We start from the raw sequence: 24,833 nt of genomic DNA, 5'->3' as shown, positions 1-24,833 counted from the left end.
CTCCGTTCCCTTCTGCTACCAGACGTAGGCGAGGACTTCCCCACCCACGCCCTTCTTGCCGGCCTGCTTGTCGGTGAGGAGCCCGTGCGACGTGGAGATGATCGCCACGCCCAGGCCGCCGAGCACCTTCGGCAGGTTGGTGGACTTCGCGTACACCCGGAGACCGGGCTTGGAGATCCGCTTGATGCCCGCGATGGAGCGCTCACGGTTGGGGCCGAACTTCAGCTCCAGGACGAGGGACTTGCCGACCTCGGCGTCCTCGACCTTCCAGCCCGTGATGAAGCCCTCCTGCTGGAGGATCTCCGCGATGTGCGACTTGATCTTCGAGTGCGGCATCCCCACGGAGTCGTGGTACGCCGAGTTCGCGTTCCGCAGACGCGTCAGCATGTCTGCGATCGGATCAGTCATGGTCATGAATTGGCCTGTGGCCTTTCTCACCGGGGTTTCCTATATGCGCCATCCCTCTCCCCGTACTACGAGACGGGACGGGTGCGGCGCGGGGACCTACGGCGTAGTAAGTGATCCAGGGCGGCGAGGGCCCAACCCCCCAAGCCTAAGCCATGAGGGGGCGGGCCTTCGCCGACCCAGTTGCTTACCGAGAGGTCCAGGAATCCCAATCCGACCTGTCGGCCCGGACAGGCCACCCTTGAGGGGCGGTGGTCGGGCGACGGGTGGGCGGGATTACCAGGAGCTCTTGGTCACGCCCGGCAGCTCGCCGCGGTGAGCCATCTCACGAAGGCACACACGGCACAGGCCGAACTTGCGGTAGACGGAGTGCGGACGGCCGCAGCGCTGGCAGCGGGTGTACGCGCGCACACCGAACTTGGGCTTGCGAGCAGCCTTGGCAATCAGAGCCTTCTTCGCCATCTCGCTCACGCCTCCTTGAACGGGAAGCCGAGGTGACGAAGGAGCGCACGGCCCTCAGCGTCGTTGGTCGCCGTGGTGACCACGGTGATGTCCATACCCCGGACGCGGTCGATCTTGTCCTGGTCGATCTCGTGGAACATGACCTGCTCCGTGAGACCGAAGGTGTAGTTGCCACGGCCGTCGAACTGCTTGGGGGACAGACCGCGGAAGTCGCGGATGCGCGGCAGCGCGAGCGACAGGGTGCGGTCCAGGAACTCCCACATGCGGTCGCCACGGAGCGTGACATGGGCGCCGATCGGCTGGCCCTCGCGCAGCTTGAACTGCGCGATGGACTTACGGGCCTTGGTGACGGCCGGCTTCTGACCGGTGATCGTGGTGAGGTCGCGGATGGCTCCCTCGATCAGCTTGGAGTCGCGGGCGGCGTCGCCCACACCCATGTTGACCACGATCTTGACGAGGCCCGGGATCTGCATGACGTTCTCGTACTTGAACTCGTCACGCAGCTTCGGGGCGATCTCGTCGCGGTACTTCGTCTTCAGACGCGGAATGGTGGTGGTAGCCATCAGATGTCCTCACCCGTCCGCTTGGCAACGCGGATCTTGTTGCCCTCGTCGTCGAAGCGGTAGCCGACACGCGTGACGACCTTGTTGCCGTCCTTCTCCACGACCAGCTGGACGTTGGAGACATGGATCGGCGCCTCGGTGGTCACGATGCCGCCGGCCTGGGAACCGCGCGCCGTCGGACCGGCCTTGGTGTGCTTCTTGACCCGGTTGACACCCTCGACCAGGACGCGGTCCTCGCGCGGGTAGGCGGCGATGACCTTGCCCTGCTTGCCCTTGTCCTTGCCGGTGATGACCTGAACCAGGTCGCCCTTCTTGATCTTCATGCTTACAGCACCTCCGGCGCGAGCGAGATGATCTTCATGAACTTCTTCTCGCGCAGCTCACGGCCGACCGGGCCGAAGATGCGGGTGCCGCGAGGGTCGCCGTCGTTCTTGAGAATGACGGCGGCGTTCTCGTCGAAGCGGATGTACGAGCCGTCCGGACGGCGACGCTCCTTGACGGTGCGAACGATGACCGCCTTGACGACGTCACCCTTCTTCACGTTGCCACCGGGGATCGCGTCCTTGACGGTGGCGACGATGACGTCACCGATGCCCGCGTAGCGGCGACCGGAGCCACCGAGCACACGGATGCAAAGGATTTCCTTCGCGCCCGTGTTGTCGGCGACGCGCAGCCGCGACTCCTGCTGGATCACGTCTATCTCCTGTGTGTCTGCCGGTTCCCGGCGAGAAGCGCGCATGACGCACGCTTCTCGCCGAGCCTGGCGGAACTGACCTGCGAGGCAACTGCCCCGCAGGAATTACTACTTGGCCTTTTCGAGGATCTCGACGATGCGCCAGTGCTTGGTGGCGGACAGCTTCCGGGTCTCCATCAGGAGGACGCGGTCGCCGATGCCGGCAGCGTTCTGCTCGTCGTGCGCCTTGAGCTTGTTGGTACGGCGGATGACCTTGCCGTACAGCGCGTGCTTCACACGGTCCTCGACGGCGACGACGACGGTCTTGTCCATCTTGTCGCTGACGACCAGACCCTCACGGGTCTTGCGCGCGTGGCGCTCGCCCGCGGCGGAGCCGCTGTTGGTTGCAGTCTCAGTCACGTTGTTCTCGCTCATCAGGCGCTCTCCACCGTTTCGATGCCCAGCTCACGCTCGCGCATCAGGGTGTAGATCCGCGCGATGTCCTTGCGGACCGCCTTGAGACGGCCATGGTTCTCAAGCTGCCCCGTCGCCGCCTGGAAGCGGAGGTTGAACAGCTCTTCCTTGGCCTCGCGGAGCTTGTCCAGCAGCTCCTCGTTGCCCAGCTCGCGCAGCTCGGACGCCTTGGTACCGGCCGACATCACGCTTCACCTGCCTCGCGCTTGACGATCCGGCACTTCATCGGCAGCTTGTGGGCCGCACGGGTCAGCGCCTCACGGGCGATCTTCTCGTTGGGGTACGACAGCTCGAACATCACGCGTCCGGGCTTGACGTTGGCGATCCACCACTCCGGAGAACCCTTACCGGAACCCATGCGGGTCTCGGCCGGCTTCTTCGTCAGCGGACGGTCCGGGTAGATGTTGATCCAGACCTTGCCGCCACGCTTGATGTGACGGGTCATGGCGATACGAGCCGCCTCGATCTGGCGGTTCGTGACGTATGCCGGGGTCAGCGCCTGGATGCCGTACTCGCCGAACGCAACCTGCGTGCCGCCCTTGGCAGCGCCGCTGCGCTTCGGGTGGTGCTGCTTGCGGTGCTTGACCCTACGGGGGATCAGCATGTCGGTCAGGCCTCCGTTCCGGTGCTCTCAGCCGGAGCGGCCGCGGGGGCAGCCGAGGACTCCGCCTTGGGAGCCTCGGCGCCGGCAGCCTGCTGCGGCTTACGACCGCGCCGCTCGCCACCGCGGCCACCACGGGCCGGGCGGTCGGCACCGCCACGCGCCGGGCGGTTGCCCGCACGGGCGGCGGCGTTCTCGGCGCGGACCTCGGCGATGTTCTTGACGTCGCCCTTGTAGATCCAGACCTTCACGCCGATGCGGCCGAAGGTCGTCTTGGCCTCGAAGAAGCCGTAGTCCACGTTCGCCCGGAGCGTGTGCAGGGGCACCCGGCCCTCGCGGTAGAACTCCGAGCGGGACATCTCGGCGCCGCCGAGGCGGCCACCGCACTGGATCTTGATGCCCTTGGCGCCCGCCTTCATCGCCGACTGCATGCTCTTGCGCATGGCGCGGCGGAAGGAGACGCGGGAGGACAGCTGCTCGGCGACGGCCTGGGCCACCAGCTGAGCGTCCGTCTCCGGGTTCTTGACCTCAAGGATGTTCAGCTGGACCTGCTTGCCGGTCAGCTTCTCCAGGTCACCGCGGATACGGTCGGCCTCGGCACCGCGGCGGCCGATGACGATGCCCGGACGCGCGGTGTGGATGTCGACGCGGACGCGGTCACGGGTGCGCTCGATCTCCACCTTGGAGATGCCGGCGCGCTCCATGCCGGACGTCATCATCCGACGGATGGCGACGTCTTCCTTGACGTAGTCCTTGTAGAGCTTGTCGGCGTACCAGCGCGACTTGAAGTCGGTGGTGACACCGAGCCGGAACCCGTGCGGGTTTACCTTCTGGCCCATTACCGGGTTCCTTCCTTGCTGCTGACGACCACGGTGATGTGGCTGGTCCGCTTGCGGATCCGGTAGGCACGGCCCTGGGCACGCGGACGGAACCGCTTCAGGGTCGGGCCCTCGTCGACGTACGCCTCGGAGATGAAGAGGCTGTCGGCGTCGGTGTGGTCGTAGTTGTGCGCGGCGTTGGCGATGGCGCTGTCGAGCACCTTGCCCACCGGAACCGAGGCTGCCTGCGGAGCGAATCGCAGAACAGCCTGGGCCTCCGTGGCGTCCAAGCCACGGATGAGGTCCACCACACGGCGGGCCTTCATGGGCGTGACGCGGATGTACCGCGCCTGGGCCCTGGCTTCCATGGTTGTCCCTTCAGAGTTACTTACTTGTCTGATGCGATCCGCGCCTAGCGGCGCTTCGACTTGCGGTCGTCCTTGACGTGGCCCCGGAAGGTGCGGGTCGGCGAGAACTCGCCGAGCTTGTGGCCGACCATCGACTCGGTGACGAACACCGGGATGTGGGTCTTGCCGTTGTGCACCGCGATCGTGTGGCCGAGCATGGCCGGGACGATCATCGAGCGGCGGGACCAGGTCTTGATGACGTTCTTGGTGCCGGCTTCGTTCTGCGTGTCCACCTTCTTGATCAGGTGGTCGTCGACGAAGGGCCCCTTCTTCAGGCTACGAGGCATCTCAACCCGTCCTTAGCGCTTCTTGTTCGTCTTGCGGCGGCGGACGATGTACTTGTTCGACGCCTTCTTGGGCGAACGAGTACGGCCTTCCTTCTTGCCCCACGGGGACACGGGGTGACGACCACCGGAGGTCCGGCCCTCACCACCACCGTGCGGGTGGTCGACCGGGTTCATGACCACACCACGGACGGTCGGGCGGACGCCCAGCCACCGCTTACGGCCGGCCTTGCCCCAGTTGATGTTGCTCTGCTCGGCGTTGCCGACCTCGCCGACCGTGGCGCGGCAGCGCTGGTCGACCAGGCGGATCTCACCGGACGGCATGCGCAGGTGGGCCATGGAGCCCTCCTTCGCGAGCAGCTGCACGGAGGCACCGGCCGAGCGGGCGAACTTGGCGCCGCCGCCCGGACGCAGCTCGATGGCGTGCAGCGTGGTACCGACCGGGATGTTGCGCAGGGCGAGGTTGTTGCCCGGCTTGATGTCGGCCCCGGGACCGTTCTCGACGCGGTCGCCCTGCGACAGGCCACGCGGCGCGAGGATGTAGCGCTTCTCGCCGTCCGCGTAGTGCAGCAGCGCGATGCGCGCGGTGCGGTTGGGGTCGTACTCGATGTGCGCGACCTTCGCCGGCACGCCGTCCTTGTCGTGACGACGGAAGTCGATCACGCGGAAGGCGCGCTTGTGGCCGCCACCCTGGTGGCGGACGGTCACACGACCGGAATTGTTACGGCCGCCCTTGCTGTGCAGGGGACGGACCAGCGACTTCTCCGGCGTGGACCGCGTGACCTCGACGAAGTCGGCGACGCTGGCGCCACGACGGCCAGGAGTCGTCGGCTTGTACTTGCGGATACCCATTGTCTCTCAGTCCTCGGAAGCTATTCCGAAATCTGGACGTTCCGGACCGCCGTCAGGCGGTCGGACCGCCGAAGATGTCGATACGGTCGCCCTCGGCGAGGGTCACGATCGCGCGCTTGGTCGCGGCACGCTGGCCGAAGCCGGTGCGGGTCCGCTTGCGCTTGCCCTGGCGGTTGATCGTGTTGACCCCGGTGACCTTGACCGAGAAGACCGCCTGGACGGCCTCCTTGATCTGGGTCTTGTTCGCACGCGGGTCGACGACGAACGTGTACTTGTTCTCGTCGAGGAGCGCGTAGCTCTTCTCGGACACGACCGGCTTGAGCAGGACGTCACGGGGGTCCGTGTAGGCCTTGCTCGCCGGGGTGACGACGGTGTTCTTGCCCTCGGTGGCGTGGCGCTTCGCCTTGGCGACGCGCGCGGCCTTGGCGGCCTTGGCGGCCTTCGAGGCGATGGAGGGGTGACGCGTAGCCATCAGGCCTCGCTCCCTTCGGTGTCGTTGGCCTTGTTCGGGCCGGCGACGAAGGACTCGAAAGCGGCCTGGGTGAAGACCACGTCGTCCGAGACGAGAACGTCGTACGTGTTCAGCTGGCCCGGCTCCAGGATGTGGACCTGGGGCAGGTTGCGGGCGGACAGCCACGCGGCCTCGTCGGCGCGGTCGACGACCAGGAGCAGGTTCTTGCGCTCGCTGATCTTGCCGAACAGGCTCTTGGCGGCCTTCGTGCTGGGGGTCTCGCCCTCGACCACGCCGGAGACGACGTGGATGCGGTTGTGGCGGGCCCGGTCGGTGAGGGCGTGGCGCAGGGCCGCGGCCTTCATCTTCTTCGGGGTCCGCTGCGAGTAGTCGCGCGGCTGCGGGCCGTGCACGACGCCACCGCCGGCGAACTGCGGCGCGCGGGTCGAGCCCTGGCGGGCGCGGCCGGTGCCCTTCTGGCGGTACGGCTTCCTGCCGCCACCACGGACTTCACCGCGGGTCTTGGTCTTGTGCGTGCCCTGGCGGGCGGCGGCCAGCTGCGCGACGACGACCTGGTGGATCAGCGGAATGCTGACCTTCTCCACGCCGAAGATCTCCGCGGGGAGCTCGACGGAACCGGCCTTCTCGCCCGCCGGCGAAAGGATCTCAACAGTGCTCATCGGTTACCTCAGGCCCCCTTGGCCGCGGTGCGGACCAGGACGAGGCCGCCGTTCGGACCGGGAACCGCGCCCTTGATGAGCAGCAGACCCTTCTCCGCGTCAACGGCGTGGACGGTCAGGTTCTGGGTGGTGACCCGCTCGTTGCCCATGCGGCCCGCCATGCGCAGGCCCTTGAACACACGGCCCGGGGTGGCGCAGCCGCCGATGGAGCCGGGGGAGCGGTGCTTGCGCTGGGTACCGTGCCCGGCGCCGAGGCCACGGAAGTTGTGGCGCTTCATGACACCGGCGAAGCCCTTGCCCTTGCTCTTGCCGGTGACGTCGACCTTGACGCCCGCCTCGAACACCTCGGCGGTGACTTCCTGGCCCAGCGTGTACTCGGAGGCGTCCGACGTGCGGATCTCGACGAGGTGACGACGCGGGGTGACGTCGGCCTTGGCGAAGTGACCCTTGAGGGGCTTGTTCACCTTGCGCGGGTCGATCTCGCCGAAGGCGATCTGGACGGACTCGTAGCCGTCGGCGTCATTCGTACGAACCTGGGTGACGACGTTCGGGCCGGCCTTGACGACGGTGACCGGAACAACACGGTTGTTCTCGTCCCACACCTGCGTCATGCCGAGCTTCTCGCCCAGGATGCCCTTGATCTGCTTGGTCATCTCTCAGATCACCGCGCCTCAGAGCTTGATCTCGATGTCGACACCGGCCGGGAGGTCGAGTCGCATCAGAGAGTCAACGGTCTTGGGGGTCGGGTCGAGGATGTCGATCAGGCGCTTGTGCGTGCGCATCTCGAAGTGCTCGCGCGAGTCCTTGTACTTGTGCGGCGACTTGATGACGCAGTACACGTTCTTCTCAGTGGGCAGCGGCACCGGGCCCGCGACCGACGCACCCGTGCGGGTCACCGTCTCGACGATCTTCTTCGCCGAGGAGTCGATGACCTCGTGGTCGTAGGCCTTGAGCCGAATGCGGATCTTCTGTCCCGCCATGGCTACTCAGTAGTCCTGTCTCTTCTCACGCTCTGGAACCCGGTGTTCCCTTCGCCTTCTCCGACCCACGCGGTCGGGCGTGTCGCGCTCCCGCTGACACAGATGCCCCTTGTTCGAACATCCCTGCGGGGAATGCGCACGGCCCTTCCGGAACCGCAGACCGGGGACGGAAGGCCCACCGGGTGCCTGGCCGGTGCCGCGCCGACACTTCCCGGAAGATTCCCGTACGTCCAACCCACACGGGGTTGACGAGTACTGTGGGACTCGCTTCCGGTCCTCCCGGCGGGAGGCGCGCAGCATCAACACTCGGCCGAGCAACTCGGACAGTCTGCCATAGGGTGCAGGGGCCTGGCCAATCGAGCCGGAGAGGGTACCCCGGGGGTGACATGAGTCAAACCCAGGGCCTGCCGCGCGGGCCCCGCACACCGGTCACGACGGCCGGCCATCGCGAGCGGTCAGAGAACGGGGCACGCCGCCACAGCCGAACTCCGCGAGGAGCCGTCTCATGGCGTCGTGGGTGTTCTCATGGGGATCGACCGGCCCGGAAACCAGCCGCCCGCCCGCAGCTGGCGAATGCCACACGCGGACCGTGTAGGCCGCCCGGGCGTCCCTCACAGTCCGCCGCCCGGCGCCCCCCCGGCTTCCCCGCGTCGAACCGCTGCCCGAACGGGCGGATGCCCGTAGGCACATCCGGCCTGAATGGCCCGCCCGGCACCTGCCCCGACGCGGCCGCTCCAGCCCCTCATCGACGGTCCCCGGCCGCCCGTGGGTCACAGATGACCGCCGGCACGGACCGCCGGGGCCATCGGCCGGCCCGCCGCGGCCACACACACCGCCTGACGGGAAGAGGGCCGGGGGGTGTCGGCGTGGCCGGGGTTCAGAATCCCCGGGGGTTGGGATGGGGAGTGAGCGTGAGGTCTTCGGACCAGATCAGGCGGGCCTCCAGATCGGCGCCGAGCATGTCCTTGAGGCGGTCCACCGCCCAGGCGTTCCAGTGGGCGCCTCCGGGGAATTCGGGCACGCGAAAACAGGGCAACCCGGTCGGCAGGGCCTCGGGGAGGAAGACGGTCTGCTTCATCTGCCCCGTTCCCCTCTTCGGCTTAGACAACCTGCGCGGGTCGACGCAGTCGACGACCTTCTCCACGAGATGGAGGAGATAGGGCGCTTCGCCCCCCGGGCCGGAGTCTTCGGGGTGGACGGGGAGGTACCTGCCGGCCGCTGCGAGGTCTTCCGCCACCGGTTCGGCGATCCGGCGGCTGAACACCGGAGCACCCGGGTAGCCGCAGGGGAACTCGGTCGGCCGCAGGCGCGGATTCCCCACCCATTCGGCCGTGAACGACTCCGGCAGGCCCTCGGCGGCACCGGTGCGCAGCCACCGGATCAGTCTCCGGTGGGCGTACTCCTCCAGGGACAGGGTCCTGAACTCCCCCAGGCTCGGCATCAGCCGGTACACCGCGAGGGGGCCACGGGCGCGGTCAGCCGTCATGGCGCCGTCCAGAGCGCACCGGGCCCCGGCACCCCGGTCGCGAGTTCACCTTCGGCCTGACGGCCGACCGCGCTCGAAGGCGGCCTCCCACTCCTCGGGGTCATCGAGCCCCAGCAGCCCCTCGCCGTTCTCCCGGTCCCACCCTGACGCCATAGCCGATGTCCCGTCATACCCCTGGCCCCGCCTGCCCCGTGAGTTTCGCGAGCGCCTCCTCCGTGGTGTGGCCCAGGAGTCGGACGGAGTCCATCCCGGCGTAGAGCGAACCGTCCTCCGCCACCGCGAGGTACTGGTTGCGGCGGTCCATCGTGCCGACGGGGTACAGGTCGGCGCCCGCCTGCTCGGCGAGGTCGTCGATGATCTCCGCGTCCCACATCGCCGCCAGCGGGTCCAGCAGGAACTCCGGGCCCGGCGGCGTCTCCCCCGGCGCGGGGAAGGGGACGCCGACGTATCCGAACTCAGCGAGGAACCGCTGCGCGGCGTCGTGGATCTCGTACTCGCCCGTCTCCAGGAGCACGGTCTCCCAGGTCGCGGTGGGAATCGAGCGGCCCGGGAACCAGCCGCCGGCCCGCAGCACCCGGTCGGTCCGCGCGGACCACCGCTCCCCGGCGGTCTCGTCGCCTTTCGCGGTCTCGTCGGCGTCCGCGGCGTCCAGCCGGTGTCGGAACCGGTCGGCGGCCCAGGTGTCGTCCGGCCGCCGCGGCGCGGTCCGGGCGCCCTGTGCCGCGATCAGCCGGTCCAGCGCCTCGTCGGCCGTCCCGCCCAGCCGTTCCACGCGCTCGGTCGCGAGATGGAGCGCGCCGTCCTCGGCGATCCCGAGGCGGCTGCCGCCCCCGTCCGCCCGGCCCACGGGATACAGGGCCGTCCCCGCCTCCCGGCTCATCGACGCGAACGCCTCGGCCTCCCACGCGTCGGGGAGCGGGTCGAACCGGACGGCCGAGCCGGTCACGACCGGGTCGACCGGCCAGCCGTAGGTCACCAGCCCACCGAACTCGGCGAGGAACCGGCGCGCGGCCTCATGCGCCACGAACCCGCCGCGCTCCAGCAGGACCGCCTCCCAGGTCTCCGTCGGCACGGCACGACCCGGCCGCCATCCCGCGCGCCGCAGCACCTCGTCGGTCTGCGGGGACCAACGCCCCACCTGGCCATGACTCATTCACAACACCGCCCGAACACCCAGTTGATCAAGAACATGCTGACAGGAAGCGCACGGCGCCTTCGGGGTGCCGTGCGCGGGGTTGCCTTCCGCGCGAACGTTCACGGCCGCCATCGTCCCGCCTCGGGGATCCACCCCCGCCTTCATGGCGTCCGACAGCGCCTCCGCCTCACCGCACTTCGAGTGCGCTCCGCCCACGCTGTCCTTGATGGCCTGCGGGACCCGATCATAGGCAGCCTGGACGTCGGGGTGCAGATTGTGGCTGGCCCCGCCCTTGATGCTCGCGCCTTCGAAGGGTGTGCCGTGCCCCGGCACGGACAGCCCAGCCGTGCTGGTCGGCCTGGTCTTCTTGCTGGCCCCCGGGCGCTGCTGTTCCACGTCCGCCCGTCGCCGGGCGGCGGCGCGTGCCGCGTCCTCGCAGGAGGGCGCCAGCCCGAAGGGGTCGACGGCCGTGTAGGGATTGGCCACGTACGCACGCGGGTTGGGCCCGGGCGCGAGGCCCAGCGGGTCCACGGAGACGTACTGCCCGGTCTCCGGGTCGTAGTGCCGCTGGTAGTTGTAGTGGAGCGCGGTCTCCTGGTCGTGGTACTGACCCGGGAAACGTAACGGGCACCGTGCCCGGCCGGGGGCGTCGTCGTTGAGGGGCGCACCCCACACCGTGGTCCGGGAGCGCCAGGCCAACTCCCCCGCCTCATCGACCATTTCGGTCGGTGTTCCGACGAGGTCGGTGACAAGGGAGTAGAAGCGCTCGTCCACCCACTCCTGGGACGGTTCTGACGTCTGGGTCCGCTCCGTCTGGGTGACCGGGCTGAAGCGGTCCGGCTCCCAGTTCCACACCGTGCACTCCGGCGCCTCGCCCGCCGTTCGCCGCACCTGCTCGGCGGGCACGAACCCGTCCCAGGCGAAGATCACCTCCTCCACCACGGTCTCCCCGTCCGCGGCGAAGCGCTGCTTTGCGATACGTCGCCCGAACGGGTCATAGAAGTAGGCCCACTTGGCGCCGTCAGGGGTGGTCACGCCGACGAGGCGGTCCTGGCTGTCCCAGGTGTACCGCCACACCTCGGGCTTGCGCGACAGGCGCTTTCTGACCCGCAGCACCACCCGGCCCTGCCGGTCGTGCTCGTAGCGGATGTTCCTCGACCGGTGCCCGGGGGCCGCTTCGCCGGACCGACCGGAGCCGAGGGCACCGCCGGAACCTCCGGGGGCGTTGCGCTGCCAGTCGCCCTGCGTGACGTTGCCCGCCGCGTCGTACGCGTAGCGTTCCGTCCAGGACTCCGCCCGCACTCCGGTGACCCGTCCAGTGGCGTCGACATCGAGGACACGGTCGCCGTTCAGCAGGTCGCTGATCGCCGAGACGGCCCCGTCGGCTCGGTACCGGTAGGCGCGGTGCTGAAGACGCCGCGGAGAGGCCGCCGCGCCCGGTTCGCCCTCCGCGGTCAGAACCTGCGAGTCGAGCCTGCCGCGCGCGTCCCAGGTCTGGCTGAGCACGAGGCCGCCCATCCGGCGCTCGGTCTCCTGGCCGGCCTCGTCGTAGGCGAACGTGACACATCGGTCCGCGGTCCTCAGGAGCACCGGCTTGTCGCGGCCGTCGTACTCCCACACGCTCTGGGAGTTCGACGGTGTCACCCGGCGGACGCGTCGGCCGAGGATGTCGTAGGCGGACCGCACGGTCGCGCCGTTGCAGGTCTCGGCGAGGATCCGGCCCCGGGGGTCCCGCTCGTAGATCAGCTCGGTCCGCCCGCTCACCACCCGGCGGAGGTTGCCGACCGGGTCGTACGTGTAGGAGGTCCTGCCCTCCGGGGTGTCCTGCTCGATGATCTTGCCGAGCGCGTCGCGGACGTAGTCGACGGATTCGCCCGCCCCGTTCGTCTGCCCGAGGAGCCGGCCGGCCGCGTCGAAGCGGTAGCGCTGCGTACGGCCGCTGAAGTCCTGCTCGCGGACCAGGCGGCCGGCCTCGTCGTAGAAGTAGTCCCAGGCGTGGCCCAGTTGGTTGGACACCGAGGCGAGGCGCAGTTCCCCGTCGTAGGTGAACTCCAGCCGGGAGCCGTCGGGATCGACGCGGGCCGCCAGCAGGTCGAATCCGACGTACTCGAACCGCGTCACCTGACCGAGGGCGTCGGTGTGCTCGACCCGATTGCCCTCGGCGTCGTAGACGTGCCGCTCAATGGCACCGTCGGGCAGGACGGTTCGGCTGAGCCTGCCTTCGGGGGTCCACTCGAAACGCGTCACCGCCCCGTCGGGCCCCGTCCGGGTGACGATCCGGCCGAACGCGTCCCGCTCGTACCGTGTCGTCATGCCCTCGGCGTCGCGGGCGGCGATCACCAGACCCGCGGCGTCCGGCTCCACGACGGCCGTCCGGCCCATGGCGTCGGTCACGGCCGTGACGGCGCCGACGGCGTTGTACACGTACCGGGTGCGGGCCCCCGCGGGGTCCGTCTCGCTGATCAGGTTGCCGCGCTCGTCGTACTCCAGGTGCCAGACATGGCCGTCGGCCTGGGTCACGGAGACCGGATCCCCGAACGCGTTGTTCCGGGCCGACTCCCGGCTGCCGTCGGCCCGGAGGACGGAGGTCGGCGCCCCGTGCTCGTCATACTCGTAGCGGCTGGTGTGGCCGTTCGGGTCCGTACGGGACAGCAGCCGGTCGTGGCGGTCCCACTCGGAGTACGTGGTGTGGTCGAGCGGGTCGGTCACGGCGACGAGCTGGTACAGCTCGTTGTGCCGGTACGTCGTGGTGTTGCCGAGCGCGTCGGTGTAGCGGGTCTCCCGGCGCTCGGTGTCGTAGGCGATGGTGCAGGACAGCCGGCCGTCGGCCCCTTGACCCCGGACGCAGCGGTCCTGCTCGTCGTAGGTGAAGCGGTACCAGCAGCCGATGCGGTCGGTCCACGAGGTGATGCGCCCGCGCTCGTCGTAGGTGAGGCTCAGGGGCAGACCGCTGGAGTCGAAGACCTCGGTGAGGTCGCCTTCGGGGCTGTAGCCGAAGCGTCTGAGGAGCGTGCCCTGTGGGCCGTTCTCCGGATCGCGCAGCCGCAGCCCGGTGACGCGCCCGCCGTCGGTGTCCACGTGGAGGTACCGGCCGCCCGAGTCGCGCACGGCGACGGGGGTGCCGTCGGCAGCGCGCTCGAAGTCGATCCGGTAGCCGTTGCGATCCGTCATGGCAACGAGGAGGAGGGTGAACGGCTCGTCGGCCCTCGCGGGACGCCGGGGCGGCGCGAAGTGGCGGGTGACGCCGGTGAGCGGGTCGGTGACGCGCAGCGGGGCGCCGGGGGCGCCGTCCCAGTCCAGTGGCCGGCGGGGCCCCTCGGCGGGTAGGACCGAGGTGCCGGGCCGGGGCACGGGGTAGAAGAGGATCATGCCGTCCTCGGTGGCGTACACGGCGCCCTGGTCGTCCAGTTCCAGCCGCTCGTCGAGCGTGGAGGCCCAGGAGGGGCCGAAGGAGCGGCCCGCCCAGTAGGTCGACAGGTGGGTGCGGCGCAGGACCAGCGGGAGCAGGCCCGGCAGGTCGACGTCGGTCTCCGCCATCAGCATCTCGCCGGAAACCATGTCGATGGGGTCGCCGTTCAGGCATCGCCCCTTGCCGGGCTTGCTCTTGGCGACGGCGTCGTCCGCCTCCCGACGCAGTCCTTTCCCGAGCCCCTTGGCCATGCCCTTCAGGCCCATCTTGCCCAGGCCCTTCATCCCCCGGGCGAGGCCGCCGAGGGTGGTGATGGCCTTGCCGCCGGGTATGCAGTCCAGGGCCGCGAAGGCCACGTCCCACAGGGACGCCCTGCCCTGTGAGTACTTGTAGAGCGTGTCCGCGAGGACGACGAGGGCCGCGATCAGGACGATCGCGCCCAGGATCGGCCCACCGATGATCATCGCGACGATGCCGACGACCGCGACGACCACCTTGCAGACCGCGACGATCGTGTCCCAGTTGTTCTCGAACCAGTGGCCGATGTCCTCCCACCACGACCGGTTCTGGATCCCCGCGTCCGACGCCTCATCGATCCTCGACTTCGCCTCACGCGCCGCCTCGTCCCGCATCGCCCGAGCATCCGCGGCCATCTTCTTCGCCGCGTCAAGCGCGTCCTGCGCGGTGGTGACATCCGACTGGGCCGTGGCATGCGCGGACTTGGCGTTGTGCACATCCCGGGCCGCGGCACGGACCTTCGCCTCGTCCGGCTCGTCCCCGTCACTCCTGCGGCCGGTCGGGTCGTCCTTGTACTTGTCCGCCTCCTTGCCGGCCCGGGTCACCCACGAATCGGCCGACGCCAGACGGGACTTGGCCGAGGACAGATCGGACTGCGCCTCCTTCGCCCTGGCCAGCGCCCGGTCCGCCAACGCCTGCGCACGCTCCAGCTTCGGCCAGAAACCCGCGAGCGCGTCACCGCACAACGCGTATGACTTCGTCAGCTTCTTCAAGTCCTTCGGGACGTCCCCGAACTGCTCCTTGAAGGCCTCGGCCGATTTGCCCGCCCACTCCAGCAGCGTCTCCTCGCCCGCCATCCCCTTGACCAGACGCAGCGCATCGGAGACATCGTCCGCGAAATCGTGGAGCTGCTTCGCCAGGGAACGCACCCGCTGCGGATCCCCCGGTGTCGGGTCCTTGTCAAGATCCAGCGGATGCCAGTCCGCAGGCCGATGCCCCACCATCCCGCAACCCCCGTCACATGCGCAGCCCCAACAGCCCTGTGCACACGCGAACTTACCGGCAACGGATGTACGAGAGAAGCCGAGCGCGCGGGGACCGACGCCTGCCGGCTCGCCGCGCAGCGGTCACCGTGAGGGTCGACCGGCCCGGAAACCGGCCGCCCGCCCGCAGCACGCGATCGATCTGCACGGGCCCACTGCCGCCCGGCATCCTCGTCGGCTGCCACCGCGTCGAGCCGCCACCAGAACGGATGCGTGGCCGCAGACCCGCCGGCCCCCGGGGCGCGGTCCGGGCACTCTGCGTCGACACCACCCGGTCCAGCCCTTCACCGACGATTCCGGTCGGCCGCTCCACGCGGCGATCCCCGCAAGGTGAAGCGCACCCTCCTCGGCGGCACCGAGGCGGACGCCGCCCTCGTTCGCCCCGCCGCGGCGAGTTCTCCGGGGCGGTCGGGTAACCCGCCCGCCCGCAGGGGCAGGCGGGGCGCGGCTCAACCTCACCGCCGTCACGGACAACCACCGCCCGCCCGCAGGGGCGGGGCGGGCGTCGTGGCGGTCGTGTCAGATGACGCCCTGTGCCAGCATCGCGTCGGCGACCCTCTCGAAGCCGGCGATGTTCGCGCCGGTCACATAGTCGCCGGGGAGGCCGTAGCGTTCGGCGGTCTGATGGCAGGTGGTGTGGATGTCCCGCATGATGCGGGCCAGTTCCTCCTCGACACGGGCGGCCGTCCACGCGGTGCGCGACGCGTTCTGTGCCATCTCCAGGGCGCTGACCGCGACCCCGCCCGCGTTCGCCGCCTTGCCGGGGCCGAAGGCCACCCCCGCGCGCTGGAGCAGGTGCACGGCCTCGGGTGTCGTCGGCATGTTCGCGCCCTCCGACACCGCCTTCACACCGTTGCGTACGAGGGCGGCCGCGTCGTTCTCGTTCAGCTCGTTCTGCGTCGCCGACGGCAGCGCGACATCGGCCGGCACCTCCCAGACCCGTCCGCCGGGCACAAACCGCGCGGACGCGCCCCGGCGCTCGACGTAGGTACTGATCCGGCCGCGTTCGACCTCCTTGACCTGCTTGAGCAGATCCAGGTCGATGCCCTTGTCGTCGACCGCGTACCCGCTGGAGTCCGAGCAGGTCAGCGGGTTCGCGCCGAGGGCGAGGAGCTTCTCTATGGTGTAGATCGCGACGTTTCCCGAGCCGGAGACGACCGCCGACAGACCTTCCAGGTCCTCGCCCCGCTCGCGCAGCATCTCCGCGGCGAACAGCACGTTCCCGTACCCGGTCGCCTCCGGCCGGATCAGGGAACCACCCCACAGCGAACCCTTGCCGGTGAGGACGCCGGACTCCCAGCGGTTGGTGATCCGCCGGTACTGGCCGAACAGGTAACCGATCTCACGGCTGCCCACGCCGATGTCACCCGCCGGAACGTCCGTGTGCTCACCGATGTGCCGGTGCAGCTCCGTCATGAACGACTGGCAGAACCGCATGACCTCCGTGTCACTGCGGCCGTGCGGGTCGAAGTCGCTGCCGCCCTTGCCGCCGCCGATGCCGAGCCCGGTGAGCGCGTTCTTGAAGATCTGCTCGAAACCGAGGAACTTCACGATGCCGAGGTTCACCGTCGGGTGGAAGCGCAGGCCCCCCTTGTACGGGCCGAGCGCGCTGTTGAACTCGACGCGGAAACCGCGGTTGACGTGGACCCGGCCGTGATCGTCCTGCCATGGCACCCGGAAGATGATCTGCCGCTCCGGCTCGCACAGCCGCTCGACGAGTCCCGGCTCCGCGTACTCCGGGCGGGCCGCGAGCACCGGAGCGAGCGTCTCCAGCACCTCGCGGACGGCCTGGTGGAACTCGGATTGGGCCGGATTGCGGTGTTCGATCTCGGTCCGCAGGATGTCGAGTGCGGACGACGAGGACGACGAGGACGGCGAAGTCGGCGAAGTCGGCGAAGTCGGCGAAGTCGGCGAAGTCGGCGAAGTCGGCGAAGTCGGCGAAGTCGGCGAAGTCGGCGAAGTCGGCGAGATGCTCGTTTCGGATCGGGTCGTCACGTGGTTCCCTTCCGGGCACGGCTACTACCGGTACACACCGGTGGCGAGCGCTCGGCGCCGTTGCCGCGCGCAGGACTGGGGCCGCCCCGGAGCGAATGTCCAGGGGCGGCCGGCACCTCAGTGTTACCTCTGTGTAAACGCGAAGGCCAGTCTCCCTGCCACGGCTGTCCGCGATCTGAGACCCGCGCCGTCGAGCGGCTCAGTCCGCGAAGCGGAACGTCGAGGTGATCGCGTCGAAGATGTCGAAGAAGGAGTCGGCCAGGTCGAGGACCTGGCTGCTGCCGGCGACGAGGGCCACCTTGCCCTCCTGCCCGGGGACCGGGATGTACGTCTGCATCAGCACGGCCCGTACGGTGCGGTTGAGGCTGTCGCCCGGGACGGGGATGTCCTCGATGCCGTGGGTGCGGGCGGCCGGGCCGACCCCGGGCAGCTCGACGGTCGTCACCTTGCGCCAGGAGTCGCCGGGCTTCCTCGCTTCCTTGACGGCGAGTTGGGAGGCGATCGTGGCGGGGTCGCTCGGCAGAGGCGCGCCCTCGCCGGTACGTCCGCCGACCAGGGAGACGGTGACCGAACCGGTGATCGGGGTGTCACCGCCGAAGCTCTCGGCCATGCAGCCGCAGTACAGCGCGCCGGACTTCCAGGCATCGGCCGCGGCCTTCCGCAGGAAACCGGTGTACGTGTCGCGGTACGGGGCCAGCTCCGGGTGCTGCTCGATCCGCTCGTTCACCATGCGCCGGATCGAGTCGTCACGTGACTCCGGGCGTACGTCGAACTCCCACCACGACTCCGGCACCTTGATGCGGAAGCCGCCGCGCTCGACGGTGAGCGTCTCCATGTAGCGGGCCATGGCTGTCGTGTCCCCCGTTCAGTCGATCACTCGTCCGGGCAGCATGCTGTTGTACGGTGCGGCCCAGCCTACGAGAACCGAGAACGGGGGACGGACGCATGGGCAAGGGCAAGAGCGACCTCTCGCTCCCGCTGACCGAGTTGGAGGACTACGGCCGGCGGCTGCGCTCGATCAAGACCCGCCTGAACCACACCAAGAAGCTCTTCGAGAGCTACAAGGACGACATCGGCGACGGCAAGGTCAACGACGCCCTCGACGACTTCGAGTCGAACTGGGAGGACGGGCGCGAGGACATCACGCAGCAACTGGACGCCCTCGCCGACATGTCGGACACGGTGGTGCGCGAGTTCAAGAAGCTCGACGACGAACTGGCGAAGAAGGTCAACGACGCGGTGAAGACAGAGGACACACGAGACCCGCGCCAACGGGGGGCGCAGTGACCCCCTGAGCGCCGACGCAGCCCACGCAGCCCACGGCAGCCGACGCAGCCGTCCCAACGCCCACGCAGTCAACGCGGCGACGAGTCGCCGGAACGCCGAGAGGCCCGTACGACCGGAGTCGTACGGGCCTCTCAGAGACCTACCGGGTCAGCCCGAGATCACTTGTTGATCTTGGTGACCTGGCCGGCGCCCACCGTCCGGCCACCCTCACGGATGGCGAACTTCAGGCCCTCTTCCATGGCGATGGGCTGGATGAGTTCCACCTTCATCTCGGTGTTGTCACCCGGCATGACCATCTCGGTGCCCTCGGGGAGGGTCACGACGCCGGTCACGTCCGTCGTACGGAAGTAGAACTGCGGACGGTAGTTGTTGAAGAACGGCGTGTGGCGGCCACCCTCGTCCTTGGAGAGGATGTAGGCCTGCGCCTCGAACTCGGTGTGCGGGGTGACCGAGCCCGGCTTGATGATGACCTGGCCGCGCTCGACGTCCTCGCGCTTGATGCCGCGGAGGAGCAGACCGACGTTCTCACCGGCCTGGCCCTCGTCGAGCAGCTTGCGGAACATCTCGATGCCGGTGACCGTGGTGGTGGTCTTCTCGGTCTTGATGCCGATGATGTCGACGGTCTCGTTGACCTTGAGGACACCACGCTCGATACGGCCGGTGACGACCGTACCGCGACCGGTGATGGTGAAGACGTCCTCGATCGGCATCAGGAACGGCTTGTCGATGTCGCGCTCCGGCTCCGGAATCGCGCTGTCGACGGCGTCCATCAGGTCCAGGACCGACTGGCCCCACTCCTTGTCGCCCTCAAGGGCCTTGAGCGCCGAGACCTTGACGACCGGAACGTCGTCGCCCGGGAACTCGTACTCGGAGAGGAGTTCACGGACCTCGAGCTCGACGAGCTCAAGGATCTCCTCGTCGTCCACCATGTCGGCCTTGTTCAGGGCGACGACGATGTACGGAACGCCGACCTGGCGGGCCAGGAGCACGTGCTCCTTGGTCTGCGGCATCGGGCCGTCGGTGGCGGCGACCACCAGGATGGCGCCGTCCATCTGCGCGGCACCGGTGATCATGTTCTTGATGTAGTCCGCGTGACCCGGGCAGTCGACGTGGGCGTAGTGGCGCGCCTCCGTCTGGTACTCGACGTGCGCGATGGAGATGGTGATACCGCGCTGACGCTCCTCAGGAGCCTTGTCGATCTGGTCGAAGGCCGAGGCCTCGTTCAGGTCCGGGTACTTGTCGTGCAGCACCTTGGTAATGGCGGCCGTGAGGGTCGTCTTACCGTGGTCGATGTGACCGATGGTGCCGATGTTGACGTGCGGCTTAGTCCGCTCGAACTTCGCCTTCGCCACTGGGGTCCTCCTGTGGAGTGGTTCTGTACGCCTTACTTCATCGGCGCCAGGTGATCTTTGCTGTAAAGGCCCGGAACCCGGGGGCATTCCGTCCGCGTTTGCGGGGGTATGCCCCTGGAGGCTCCGGAGTCAAGCCTACGGCGTGTGAACGGGGTGCGTTACTCGCCCTTGGCCTTCGCGATGATCTCCTCGGCGACGTTCCGCGGAACCTCGGCGTAGGAGTCGAACTGCATCGAGTAGCTTGCGCGACCCGACGTCTTGCTGCGGAGGTCGCCGACGTAGCCGAACATCTCCGACAGGGGCACGAGGCCCTTGACGACGCGGGCACCGGCCCGCTCCTCCATGGCCTGGATCTGACCACGGCGGGAGTTGATGTCGCCGATGACCTCACCCATGTAGTCCTCGGGCGTGGTGACCTCGACGGCCATCATCGGTTCGAGCAGTACCGGGCTGGCCTTGCGCGCGGCCTCCTTGAAGGCCTGCGAGCCGGCGATCTTGAACGCGAGTTCGGAGGAGTCGACCTCGTGGTAGGCACCGTCGAGCAGGGTGACCCGTACACCGGTCATCTCGTAGCCCGCCAGGATGCCGAACTGCATGGCCTCCTGCGCACCGGCGTCGACCGAAGGGATGTACTCCTTCGGGATACGGCCACCGGTCACCTTGTTCACGAACTCGTACGAGGCGTCGCCGCCCTCGATCGGCTCGATCGCGATGATGACGCGGGCGAACTGGCCCGTACCACCCGTCTGCTTCTTGTGGGTGTACTCGACCTTCTCGACGGCCTTGCGGATGGTCTCGCGGTACGCGACCTGCGGCTTGCCGACGTTGGCCTCGACCTTGAACTCACGACGCATGCGGTCGACCAGCACCTCCAGGTGCAGCTCGCCCATGCCGCCGATGACGGTCTGGCCGGTCTCCTCGTTGGTGTGCACCTGGAAGGAGGGGTCCTCCTCCGCGAGACGCTGGATGGCGACACCCAGCTTCTCCTGGTCGCCCTTGGACTTGGGCTCGATCGCGACCTCGATGACCGGCGCCGGGAAGTCCATGGACTCCAGGATCACCGGGTTCTTCTCGTCGCTCAGCGTCTCACCGGTGGTGGTCTGCTTCAGGCCCATGACGGCGACGATGTCGCCGGCGCCCACCGACTCGATCTCCTCACGCTTGTTGGCGTGCATACGGTAGATCTTGCCGATGCGCTCCTTGCGGCCCTTGACCGAGTTGAGCACGGCGGTGCCGGACTCCAGGCGGCCGGAGTACACGCGGACGAAGGTGAGCTTGCCCAGGTGCGGGTCGCTCATGATCTTGAACGCCAGCGCGGACAGCGGCTCGTCCTCGGACGGCTTGCGCTTGATGATCACCTCGGGGTCCTTGACGTCGTGGCCCTCGATGGCCTCGACGTCCAGGGGCGAGGGGAGGTAGCGCACGACCGCGTCGAGCAGGGGCTGGACGCCCTTGTTCTTGAACGCGGTACCGCAGAACACCGGGGTGACGGTGGTGCCGGTGCCCTTGCCGGACGCGATGGTGATACGACGGACGGCCGCGTACAGCTGCTCCTCGGTGGGCTCCTCGCCCTCCAGGTACAGCTCCATCAGCTCTTCGTCGTTCTCGGCGACGGCCTCGAGCAGCTTGCCGCGGTACTCCTCGGCAGCCTCGGTGTGGGTGGCCGGGATGTCGACGACGTCGTACATCTCGCCCTTGGTGGCCTCGGCGGACCACACGAGCGCCTTCATGCGGACCAGGTCCACGACGCCCTGGAAGTCGGCCTCGGCACCGATCGGGAGCTGCATGACGATCGGCTGCGCGCCCAGGCGGTCGCTGATCATGTCGACACAGCGGTGGAACTCGGCACCGGTGCGGTCGAGCTTGTTGACGAAGCAGATGCGCGGGACGCCGTAGCGGTCCGCCTGACGCCACACCGTCTCGGACTGCGGCTCAACGCCGGCGACGCCGTCGAACACCGTCACGGCACCGTCGAGAACGCGCAGGGAGCGCTCCACCTCGACCGTGAAGTCGACGTGGCCCGGGGTGTCGATGATGTTGATGGTGTGGTCGACGTCTTCCAGCGGCCAGTGACAGGTGGTGGCAGCAGAGGTGATCGTGATGCCACGCTCCTGCTCCTGCTCCATCCAGTCCATGGTGGCGGCGCCGTCGTGGACCTCACCGATCTTGTACGAAACGCCGGTGTAGAACAGGATCCGCTCGGTGGTGGTCGTCTTGCCCGCGTCGATGTGGGCCATGATGCCGATATTGCGCACCTTGGCCAGGTCAAGTGAAGTGGTAGCCATAAGGCTTCAGTCTTCTCTCGGTCTCGATGTGGGTAGCGACTACCAGCGGTAGTGCGCGAAGGCCTTGTTGGACTCGGCCATCTTGTGGGTGTCCTCGCGCTTCTTCACGGCCGCACCGAGGCCGTTGGAGGCGTCGAGAAGCTCGTTGAGGAGACGCTCGGTCATGGTCTTCTCGCGACGGGCGCGGGAGTAACCGACGAGCCAGCGCAGCGCCAGGGTGTTGGCACGGCCGGGCTTGACCTCGATCGGAACCTGGTACGTCGCACCACCGACACGGCGGGACTTGACCTCAAGGGTCGGCTTGATGTTCTCAAGCGCGCGCTTCAGCGTGATGATCGGGTCGTTGCCCGTCTTCTCACGCAGACCCTCCATGGCGCCGTAGACGATGCGCTCGGCGGTGGAGCGCTTGCCGTTCAGCAGCACCTTGTTGATCAGGGAGGTCACCAGAGGGGAGCCGTAAACCGGGTCGATGATGACCGGGCGCTTCGGGGCGGGGCCCTTACGAGGCATTCTTACTTCTCCTTCTTGGCGCCGTAACGGCTGCGGGCCTGCTTGCGGTTCTTGACACCCTGGGTGTCGAGGGAGCCACGGATGATCTTGTAGCGAACACCCGGCAGGTCCTTCACACGGCCGCCGCGCACGAGCACGATGGAGTGCTCCTGCAAGTTGTGTCCCTCACCCGGAATGTAGGCGGTGACCTCGATGCCGCTGGTCAGACGCACACGCGCGACCTTACGCAGGGCCGAGTTCGGCTTCTTCGGGGTGGTCGTGAACACGCGCGTGCAGACGCCACGACGCTGAGGTGACCCCTCGAGTGCGGGCGTCTTGTTCTTCTCGACCTTGTCCTGCCGGCCCTTGCGGACCAGCTGCTGGATCGTAGGCACTACTTCTCCGGTTTCTGTGTGCCGATGTGTACAGCTAACCTGGAACGCCTCCGACCCACGCGGTCGGGTGTGTCGAATCCCGCGGACTCCCGCCGCGCGGCGAAAAGGTCGCAGAGTTACGGTGGCCGGTGTCGGCTCGCCATGCGGTTGAAGGCACGCACGAGAGCCAGGGCACACCCCAGGCACAAGGTCTGAGCGTACCCAGCGCAGTCACTTCGGTCAAAACAATAGGTGCGGGACCGGCTGCGGAGGTGCTGAGCTGCGGTTTTGAGATCCGATTCCGATATACCACGAAGGCGAACGACACGCGAACGGTAGTGGACGCGGACCGACGAGGATCGATTGGGCGGCTGTACGACGCCGATCCGGTCTTCTGATCGCCGGTTCATTACAGCGCCCCGACGGACGACAGGGGCGCGGGGCTGTGTCACTGTGCGGCTCCGCCGCGTGGGCGCGATCAACCACAACGGACCCGCAGCCGCCCGATGACCACGCGCGGCACTCCTCACGGCGTTTCTCAGGGGGCTTGACGATCACAAGCACGGCTCCGAGCGACACCGCGCCGGCCGCCGAAAGACCGCCGAGCCCCTTCCGCCTCCCCCGGGCCCCGTCCTTGTCTCGGCACCCAGCAGTTGTGCGGCAACACCCCGCGCGCTGTCTGCTCCCGGTCCTTCCGCTGCTCCTGGCCCCGGCGGCGGCGATGACGAGGCGAAGTGGCCGAGCCTGGCGGTGTTCTTCGGAACGGCGGCGGTGGCCTCGGGGTGGTACGCGCACTACGTGATCTCCGAGCGGGGGAGTCCGTAAGGCGGGGGCGGCTGGGGTGGCGGCCCCTGGAGCGGCGGCCCCGCCGTACGGGCTTACCTGGCCCGGCGGGTCGCCGCACGCTCCGCCGCGAAGACGTCCTCCAGGCGGAACAGCGCCGCCCGGCCCGCCTTGCCGGCGGCCTTGAGGCGGCCCAGCTGAACCCACTTGCGGATGGTCGCCGGGGCGACACCGGCCTCCTGGGCGGCGAGGGGCCCGGGGACGAGCGTGGGCAGGCTCTGTGTCTTCATCGGTGGCTCCACTCCCCCTCGTCCCAGGTGTGCCGGCAGGCCGGGTCGTCGTGGCAGCCGCAGTCCGGGTCGGTGCAGCGGCAGGCCGGGTTGACGCAGAGCACGGCGGCACGGTCCGGGAAGGCGCGCAGCGAGACGGAGTCGCACCAGGGGCAGCGCCCGGAGACACGGACGACGGTCTCGGTGTCGCCCAGGGCACGGGCGCAACGCCGGGCCATCCGGCGGGTCTCGTCCCGGACGTGGGCGGCGAGCACGGGGTCGGCGGCGATGCTGTCGAGGAGGCCGACGATCCGACGCAGCCGCTCGGGCACCGAGGCGCGGCGCACGCGGGGCAGCCCGAGCCGGTCCCGTACCGCTTCCTCCAACTCGATCACGCCGTCGGTGATGTCGCGGATGGTGTCGGAGATGTGCAGGCGCAGGGGCGCGGCACCGGGGCCGGGGGCGACGAGTCCGTGGGCCTGCTGGAGGAGCAGGGCCTCGGCGCGCTCCTCACGAAGCCGGTCGGCGAGGTCCGCGGGGGGCGGGGCGGGCGTCGGCCGGTGGGCCGGGGTGGCGCGGCCGGGGGCCAGCTCGATGGTCAGCTCGGGGAACTGCTGGAGAAGCAGGCCGATCCAGAGGGCGGCGTTGTCGGCGGGGCGGTCTTCGGAAGGCGAGTGTGCGAGGGGCCGGTGGTCGGGCGGCGGGCACGGGTCAGGCAACGGAGCCTCCGCGACGCAGGACACCCTGCATGACCGGGAGGAGAAGGGCGGGTATCTGGACCGGACGACCCCGGCGCCAGAGGCGGCCGCCGCAGACGCCGTCGAACCAGTTGTCGGCGGGGGCGACGGTCTCCTCGCAGGCGCGCCGGACCGGGCAGCGGGCGCAGGCCTGCAGCGCGGGGGCGGCCTCCTTGACCTTCTTCGAGAAGACGACCCGGGTCGGAAGCCCGGCACAGGCGGCCGCGGCCTGCCAGGCGGCGGGTTCTCTGCGTTCCGGCGGCGGGCACGAGCCGGTGACGGACATAGGGCCTCCCAGGGTG

The 24,833-nt window shown here is 68.8% G+C and carries 29 protein-coding genes; 1 reads left to right on the top strand and 28 read right to left on the bottom strand.

Going from position 1 to position 24,833, the window contains the following annotated elements:
• Positions 1-15: 15 nt before the first annotated feature.
• The 21 genes from rpsH to ABT245_RS21775 form a co-directional block, all read right to left on the bottom strand.
• On the bottom strand, positions 16-414 hold the full coding sequence (gene rpsH, locus ABT245_RS21875) for a 30S ribosomal protein S8 (RefSeq protein ID WP_351735980.1): 399 nt from the start codon (positions 412-414) through the stop codon (positions 16-18).
• 267 nt (positions 415-681) lie between these two features.
• Positions 682-867: a type Z 30S ribosomal protein S14 gene (locus tag ABT245_RS21870; RefSeq protein WP_003956452.1), complete on the bottom strand. Its 186-nt coding sequence runs from the start codon at positions 865-867 to the stop codon at positions 682-684.
• 5 nt (positions 868-872) lie between these two features.
• Entirely contained in the window at positions 873-1,430 is a 558-nt protein-coding gene (gene rplE / locus ABT245_RS21865; protein ID WP_351735978.1) for a 50S ribosomal protein L5, read from the bottom strand.
• The gene (gene rplX / locus ABT245_RS21860) at positions 1,430-1,753 is read right to left on the bottom strand and encodes a 50S ribosomal protein L24 (RefSeq protein WP_030671805.1); all 324 of its coding nucleotides are present in this window, start codon (positions 1,751-1,753) and stop codon (positions 1,430-1,432) included. The genes rplE and rplX overlap by 1 nt, the downstream gene beginning before the upstream one ends.
• A 2-nt stretch (positions 1,754-1,755) precedes the next feature.
• Positions 1,756-2,124: a 50S ribosomal protein L14 gene (gene rplN, locus ABT245_RS21855; RefSeq protein ID WP_003998823.1), complete on the bottom strand. Its 369-nt coding sequence runs from the start codon at positions 2,122-2,124 to the stop codon at positions 1,756-1,758.
• A 108-nt stretch (positions 2,125-2,232) separates the two neighbouring features.
• A complete protein-coding gene (rpsQ, locus tag ABT245_RS21850; protein WP_351735976.1) occupies positions 2,233-2,538 on the bottom strand; it encodes a 30S ribosomal protein S17 in 306 nt (101 codons plus the stop codon).
• Complete coding sequence (rpmC, locus tag ABT245_RS21845; protein WP_121894850.1) at positions 2,538-2,762, bottom strand: 50S ribosomal protein L29; 225 nt, start codon at positions 2,760-2,762, stop codon at positions 2,538-2,540. The genes rpsQ and rpmC overlap by 1 nt, the downstream gene beginning before the upstream one ends.
• The gene (gene rplP / locus ABT245_RS21840; protein ID WP_009327094.1) at positions 2,762-3,181 is read right to left on the bottom strand and encodes a 50S ribosomal protein L16; all 420 of its coding nucleotides are present in this window, start codon (positions 3,179-3,181) and stop codon (positions 2,762-2,764) included. Before rplP ends, rpmC begins: the two co-directional genes overlap by 1 nt.
• A gap of 5 nt (positions 3,182-3,186) precedes the next feature.
• Positions 3,187-4,017 (bottom strand): 30S ribosomal protein S3, encoded by an 831-nt coding sequence (rpsC, locus tag ABT245_RS21835; protein ID WP_351735974.1) that lies wholly within the window; start codon positions 4,015-4,017, stop codon positions 3,187-3,189.
• Entirely contained in the window at positions 4,017-4,364 is a 348-nt protein-coding gene (gene rplV, locus ABT245_RS21830) for a 50S ribosomal protein L22 (protein ID WP_037680403.1), read from the bottom strand. Before rplV ends, rpsC begins: the two co-directional genes overlap by 1 nt.
• A gap of 44 nt (positions 4,365-4,408) precedes the next feature.
• Positions 4,409-4,690, bottom strand: a complete 282-nt coding sequence (gene rpsS, locus ABT245_RS21825; RefSeq protein WP_003974263.1) for a 30S ribosomal protein S19 — start codon at positions 4,688-4,690, stop codon at positions 4,409-4,411.
• A gap of 12 nt (positions 4,691-4,702) precedes the next feature.
• A complete protein-coding gene (gene rplB / locus ABT245_RS21820) occupies positions 4,703-5,539 on the bottom strand; it encodes a 50S ribosomal protein L2 (protein ID WP_351735971.1) in 837 nt (278 codons plus the stop codon).
• A gap of 52 nt (positions 5,540-5,591) precedes the next feature.
• Positions 5,592-6,011, bottom strand: coding sequence for a 50S ribosomal protein L23 (rplW, locus tag ABT245_RS21815; RefSeq protein ID WP_351735969.1), 420 nt, complete (start codon positions 6,009-6,011; stop codon positions 5,592-5,594).
• Complete coding sequence (gene rplD, locus ABT245_RS21810; protein ID WP_351735967.1) at positions 6,011-6,670, bottom strand: 50S ribosomal protein L4; 660 nt, start codon at positions 6,668-6,670, stop codon at positions 6,011-6,013. The genes rplW and rplD overlap by 1 nt, the downstream gene beginning before the upstream one ends.
• Positions 6,671-6,678: 8 nt before the next feature.
• On the bottom strand, positions 6,679-7,323 hold the full coding sequence (rplC, locus tag ABT245_RS21805) for a 50S ribosomal protein L3 (RefSeq protein ID WP_351735965.1): 645 nt from the start codon (positions 7,321-7,323) through the stop codon (positions 6,679-6,681).
• An 18-nt stretch (positions 7,324-7,341) separates the two neighbouring features.
• The gene (gene rpsJ / locus ABT245_RS21800) at positions 7,342-7,650 is read right to left on the bottom strand and encodes a 30S ribosomal protein S10 (protein ID WP_003948644.1); all 309 of its coding nucleotides are present in this window, start codon (positions 7,648-7,650) and stop codon (positions 7,342-7,344) included.
• A gap of 877 nt (positions 7,651-8,527) precedes the next feature.
• On the bottom strand, positions 8,528-9,136 hold the full coding sequence (locus ABT245_RS21795) for a hypothetical protein (RefSeq protein WP_351735963.1): 609 nt from the start codon (positions 9,134-9,136) through the stop codon (positions 8,528-8,530).
• Positions 9,137-9,302: 166 nt separating this feature from the next.
• Positions 9,303-10,289 (bottom strand): SUKH-3 domain-containing protein, encoded by a 987-nt coding sequence (locus tag ABT245_RS21790; RefSeq protein ID WP_351735961.1) that lies wholly within the window; start codon positions 10,287-10,289, stop codon positions 9,303-9,305.
• Positions 10,290-14,921 (bottom strand): DUF6531 domain-containing protein, encoded by a 4,632-nt coding sequence (locus tag ABT245_RS21785; RefSeq protein WP_351735959.1) that lies wholly within the window; start codon positions 14,919-14,921, stop codon positions 10,290-10,292.
• Between the two features lie 558 nt (positions 14,922-15,479).
• A complete protein-coding gene (gdhA, locus tag ABT245_RS21780; protein WP_351736008.1) occupies positions 15,480-16,802 on the bottom strand; it encodes an NADP-specific glutamate dehydrogenase in 1,323 nt (440 codons plus the stop codon).
• A 352-nt stretch (positions 16,803-17,154) separates the two neighbouring features.
• Entirely contained in the window at positions 17,155-17,802 is a 648-nt protein-coding gene (locus ABT245_RS21775; protein ID WP_351735957.1) for a hypothetical protein, read from the bottom strand.
• A gap of 98 nt (positions 17,803-17,900) precedes the next feature.
• Between ABT245_RS21775 and ABT245_RS21770 the strand changes: the two genes are divergently transcribed.
• Positions 17,901-18,242 (top strand): hypothetical protein, encoded by a 342-nt coding sequence (locus tag ABT245_RS21770; protein WP_351735955.1) that lies wholly within the window; start codon positions 17,901-17,903, stop codon positions 18,240-18,242.
• Between the two features lie 158 nt (positions 18,243-18,400).
• Here the strand turns inward: ABT245_RS21770 and tuf are convergent, their stop codons facing one another.
• The 7 genes from tuf to ABT245_RS21735 form a co-directional block, all read right to left on the bottom strand.
• Positions 18,401-19,594 (bottom strand): elongation factor Tu, encoded by a 1,194-nt coding sequence (gene tuf / locus ABT245_RS21765; protein ID WP_351735953.1) that lies wholly within the window; start codon positions 19,592-19,594, stop codon positions 18,401-18,403.
• Between the two features lie 158 nt (positions 19,595-19,752).
• On the bottom strand, positions 19,753-21,879 hold the full coding sequence (gene fusA / locus ABT245_RS21760; protein ID WP_351735951.1) for an elongation factor G: 2,127 nt from the start codon (positions 21,877-21,879) through the stop codon (positions 19,753-19,755).
• Positions 21,880-21,918: 39 nt separating this feature from the next.
• A complete protein-coding gene (rpsG, locus tag ABT245_RS21755; RefSeq protein WP_003992340.1) occupies positions 21,919-22,389 on the bottom strand; it encodes a 30S ribosomal protein S7 in 471 nt (156 codons plus the stop codon).
• Positions 22,390-22,391: 2 nt separating this feature from the next.
• Positions 22,392-22,763: a 30S ribosomal protein S12 gene (rpsL, locus tag ABT245_RS21750; RefSeq protein WP_003948652.1), complete on the bottom strand. Its 372-nt coding sequence runs from the start codon at positions 22,761-22,763 to the stop codon at positions 22,392-22,394.
• Positions 22,764-23,620: 857 nt separating this feature from the next.
• Positions 23,621-23,815 (bottom strand): MerR family transcriptional regulator, encoded by a 195-nt coding sequence (locus tag ABT245_RS21745; protein ID WP_351735949.1) that lies wholly within the window; start codon positions 23,813-23,815, stop codon positions 23,621-23,623.
• Positions 23,812-24,513 carry a hypothetical protein gene (locus ABT245_RS21740; RefSeq protein WP_502982160.1) on the bottom strand — a complete coding sequence of 234 codons (702 nt, stop codon included), beginning with the start codon at positions 24,511-24,513 and terminating at the stop codon, positions 23,812-23,814. The genes ABT245_RS21745 and ABT245_RS21740 overlap by 4 nt, the downstream gene beginning before the upstream one ends.
• Entirely contained in the window at positions 24,506-24,817 is a 312-nt protein-coding gene (locus tag ABT245_RS21735; protein WP_351735947.1) for a WhiB family transcriptional regulator, read from the bottom strand. Before ABT245_RS21735 ends, ABT245_RS21740 begins: the two co-directional genes overlap by 8 nt.
• Between the last annotated feature and the right edge of the window lie 16 nt (positions 24,818-24,833).

The organism is Streptomyces sp. NPDC001508 (assembly GCF_040298665.1).
Classification (GTDB): Bacteria; Actinomycetota; Actinomycetes; order Streptomycetales; family Streptomycetaceae; genus Streptomyces.
Note: the sequence above shows the minus strand (reverse complement) of the source record. Positions and strands in the feature narration are given on the sequence as shown.

Coding starts and splice junctions, on each gene's coding strand:
- rpsH (WP_351735980.1), bottom strand. CDS start 414: ATGACCATGACTGATCCGATCGCAGACATGCTGACGCGTCTGCGGAAC.
- ABT245_RS21870 (WP_003956452.1), bottom strand. CDS start 867: ATGGCGAAGAAGGCTCTGATTGCCAAGGCTGCTCGCAAGCCCAAGTTC.
- rplE (WP_351735978.1), bottom strand. CDS start 1,430: ATGGCTACCACCACCATTCCGCGTCTGAAGACGAAGTACCGCGACGAG.
- rplX (WP_030671805.1), bottom strand. CDS start 1,753: ATGAAGATCAAGAAGGGCGACCTGGTTCAGGTCATCACCGGCAAGGAC.
- rpsQ (WP_351735976.1), bottom strand. CDS start 2,538: ATGAGCGAGAACAACGTGACTGAGACTGCAACCAACAGCGGCTCCGCC.
- rpmC (WP_121894850.1), bottom strand. CDS start 2,762: ATGTCGGCCGGTACCAAGGCGTCCGAGCTGCGCGAGCTGGGCAACGAG.
- rplP (WP_009327094.1), bottom strand. CDS start 3,181: ATGCTGATCCCCCGTAGGGTCAAGCACCGCAAGCAGCACCACCCGAAG.
- rpsC (WP_351735974.1), bottom strand. CDS start 4,017: ATGGGCCAGAAGGTAAACCCGCACGGGTTCCGGCTCGGTGTCACCACC.
- rplV (WP_037680403.1), bottom strand. CDS start 4,364: ATGGAAGCCAGGGCCCAGGCGCGGTACATCCGCGTCACGCCCATGAAG.
- rpsS (WP_003974263.1), bottom strand. CDS start 4,690: ATGCCTCGTAGCCTGAAGAAGGGGCCCTTCGTCGACGACCACCTGATC.
- rplB (WP_351735971.1), bottom strand. CDS start 5,539: ATGGGTATCCGCAAGTACAAGCCGACGACTCCTGGCCGTCGTGGCGCC.
- rplW (WP_351735969.1), bottom strand. CDS start 6,011: ATGGCTACGCGTCACCCCTCCATCGCCTCGAAGGCCGCCAAGGCCGCC.
- rplD (WP_351735967.1), bottom strand. CDS start 6,670: ATGAGCACTGTTGAGATCCTTTCGCCGGCGGGCGAGAAGGCCGGTTCC.
- rplC (WP_351735965.1), bottom strand. CDS start 7,323: ATGACCAAGCAGATCAAGGGCATCCTGGGCGAGAAGCTCGGCATGACG.
- rpsJ (WP_003948644.1), bottom strand. CDS start 7,650: ATGGCGGGACAGAAGATCCGCATTCGGCTCAAGGCCTACGACCACGAG.
- ABT245_RS21795 (WP_351735963.1), bottom strand. CDS start 9,136: ATGACGGCTGACCGCGCCCGTGGCCCCCTCGCGGTGTACCGGCTGATG.
- ABT245_RS21790 (WP_351735961.1), bottom strand. CDS start 10,289: ATGAGTCATGGCCAGGTGGGGCGTTGGTCCCCGCAGACCGACGAGGTG.
- ABT245_RS21785 (WP_351735959.1), bottom strand. CDS start 14,921: ATGGTGGGGCATCGGCCTGCGGACTGGCATCCGCTGGATCTTGACAAG.
- ABT245_RS21775 (WP_351735957.1), bottom strand. CDS start 17,802: ATGGCCCGCTACATGGAGACGCTCACCGTCGAGCGCGGCGGCTTCCGC.
- ABT245_RS21770 (WP_351735955.1), top strand. CDS start 17,901: ATGGGCAAGGGCAAGAGCGACCTCTCGCTCCCGCTGACCGAGTTGGAG.
- fusA (WP_351735951.1), bottom strand. CDS start 21,879: ATGGCTACCACTTCACTTGACCTGGCCAAGGTGCGCAATATCGGCATC.
- rpsG (WP_003992340.1), bottom strand. CDS start 22,389: ATGCCTCGTAAGGGCCCCGCCCCGAAGCGCCCGGTCATCATCGACCCG.
- ABT245_RS21745 (WP_351735949.1), bottom strand. CDS start 23,815: ATGAAGACACAGAGCCTGCCCACGCTCGTCCCCGGGCCCCTCGCCGCC.
- ABT245_RS21735 (WP_351735947.1), bottom strand. CDS start 24,817: ATGTCCGTCACCGGCTCGTGCCCGCCGCCGGAACGCAGAGAACCCGCC.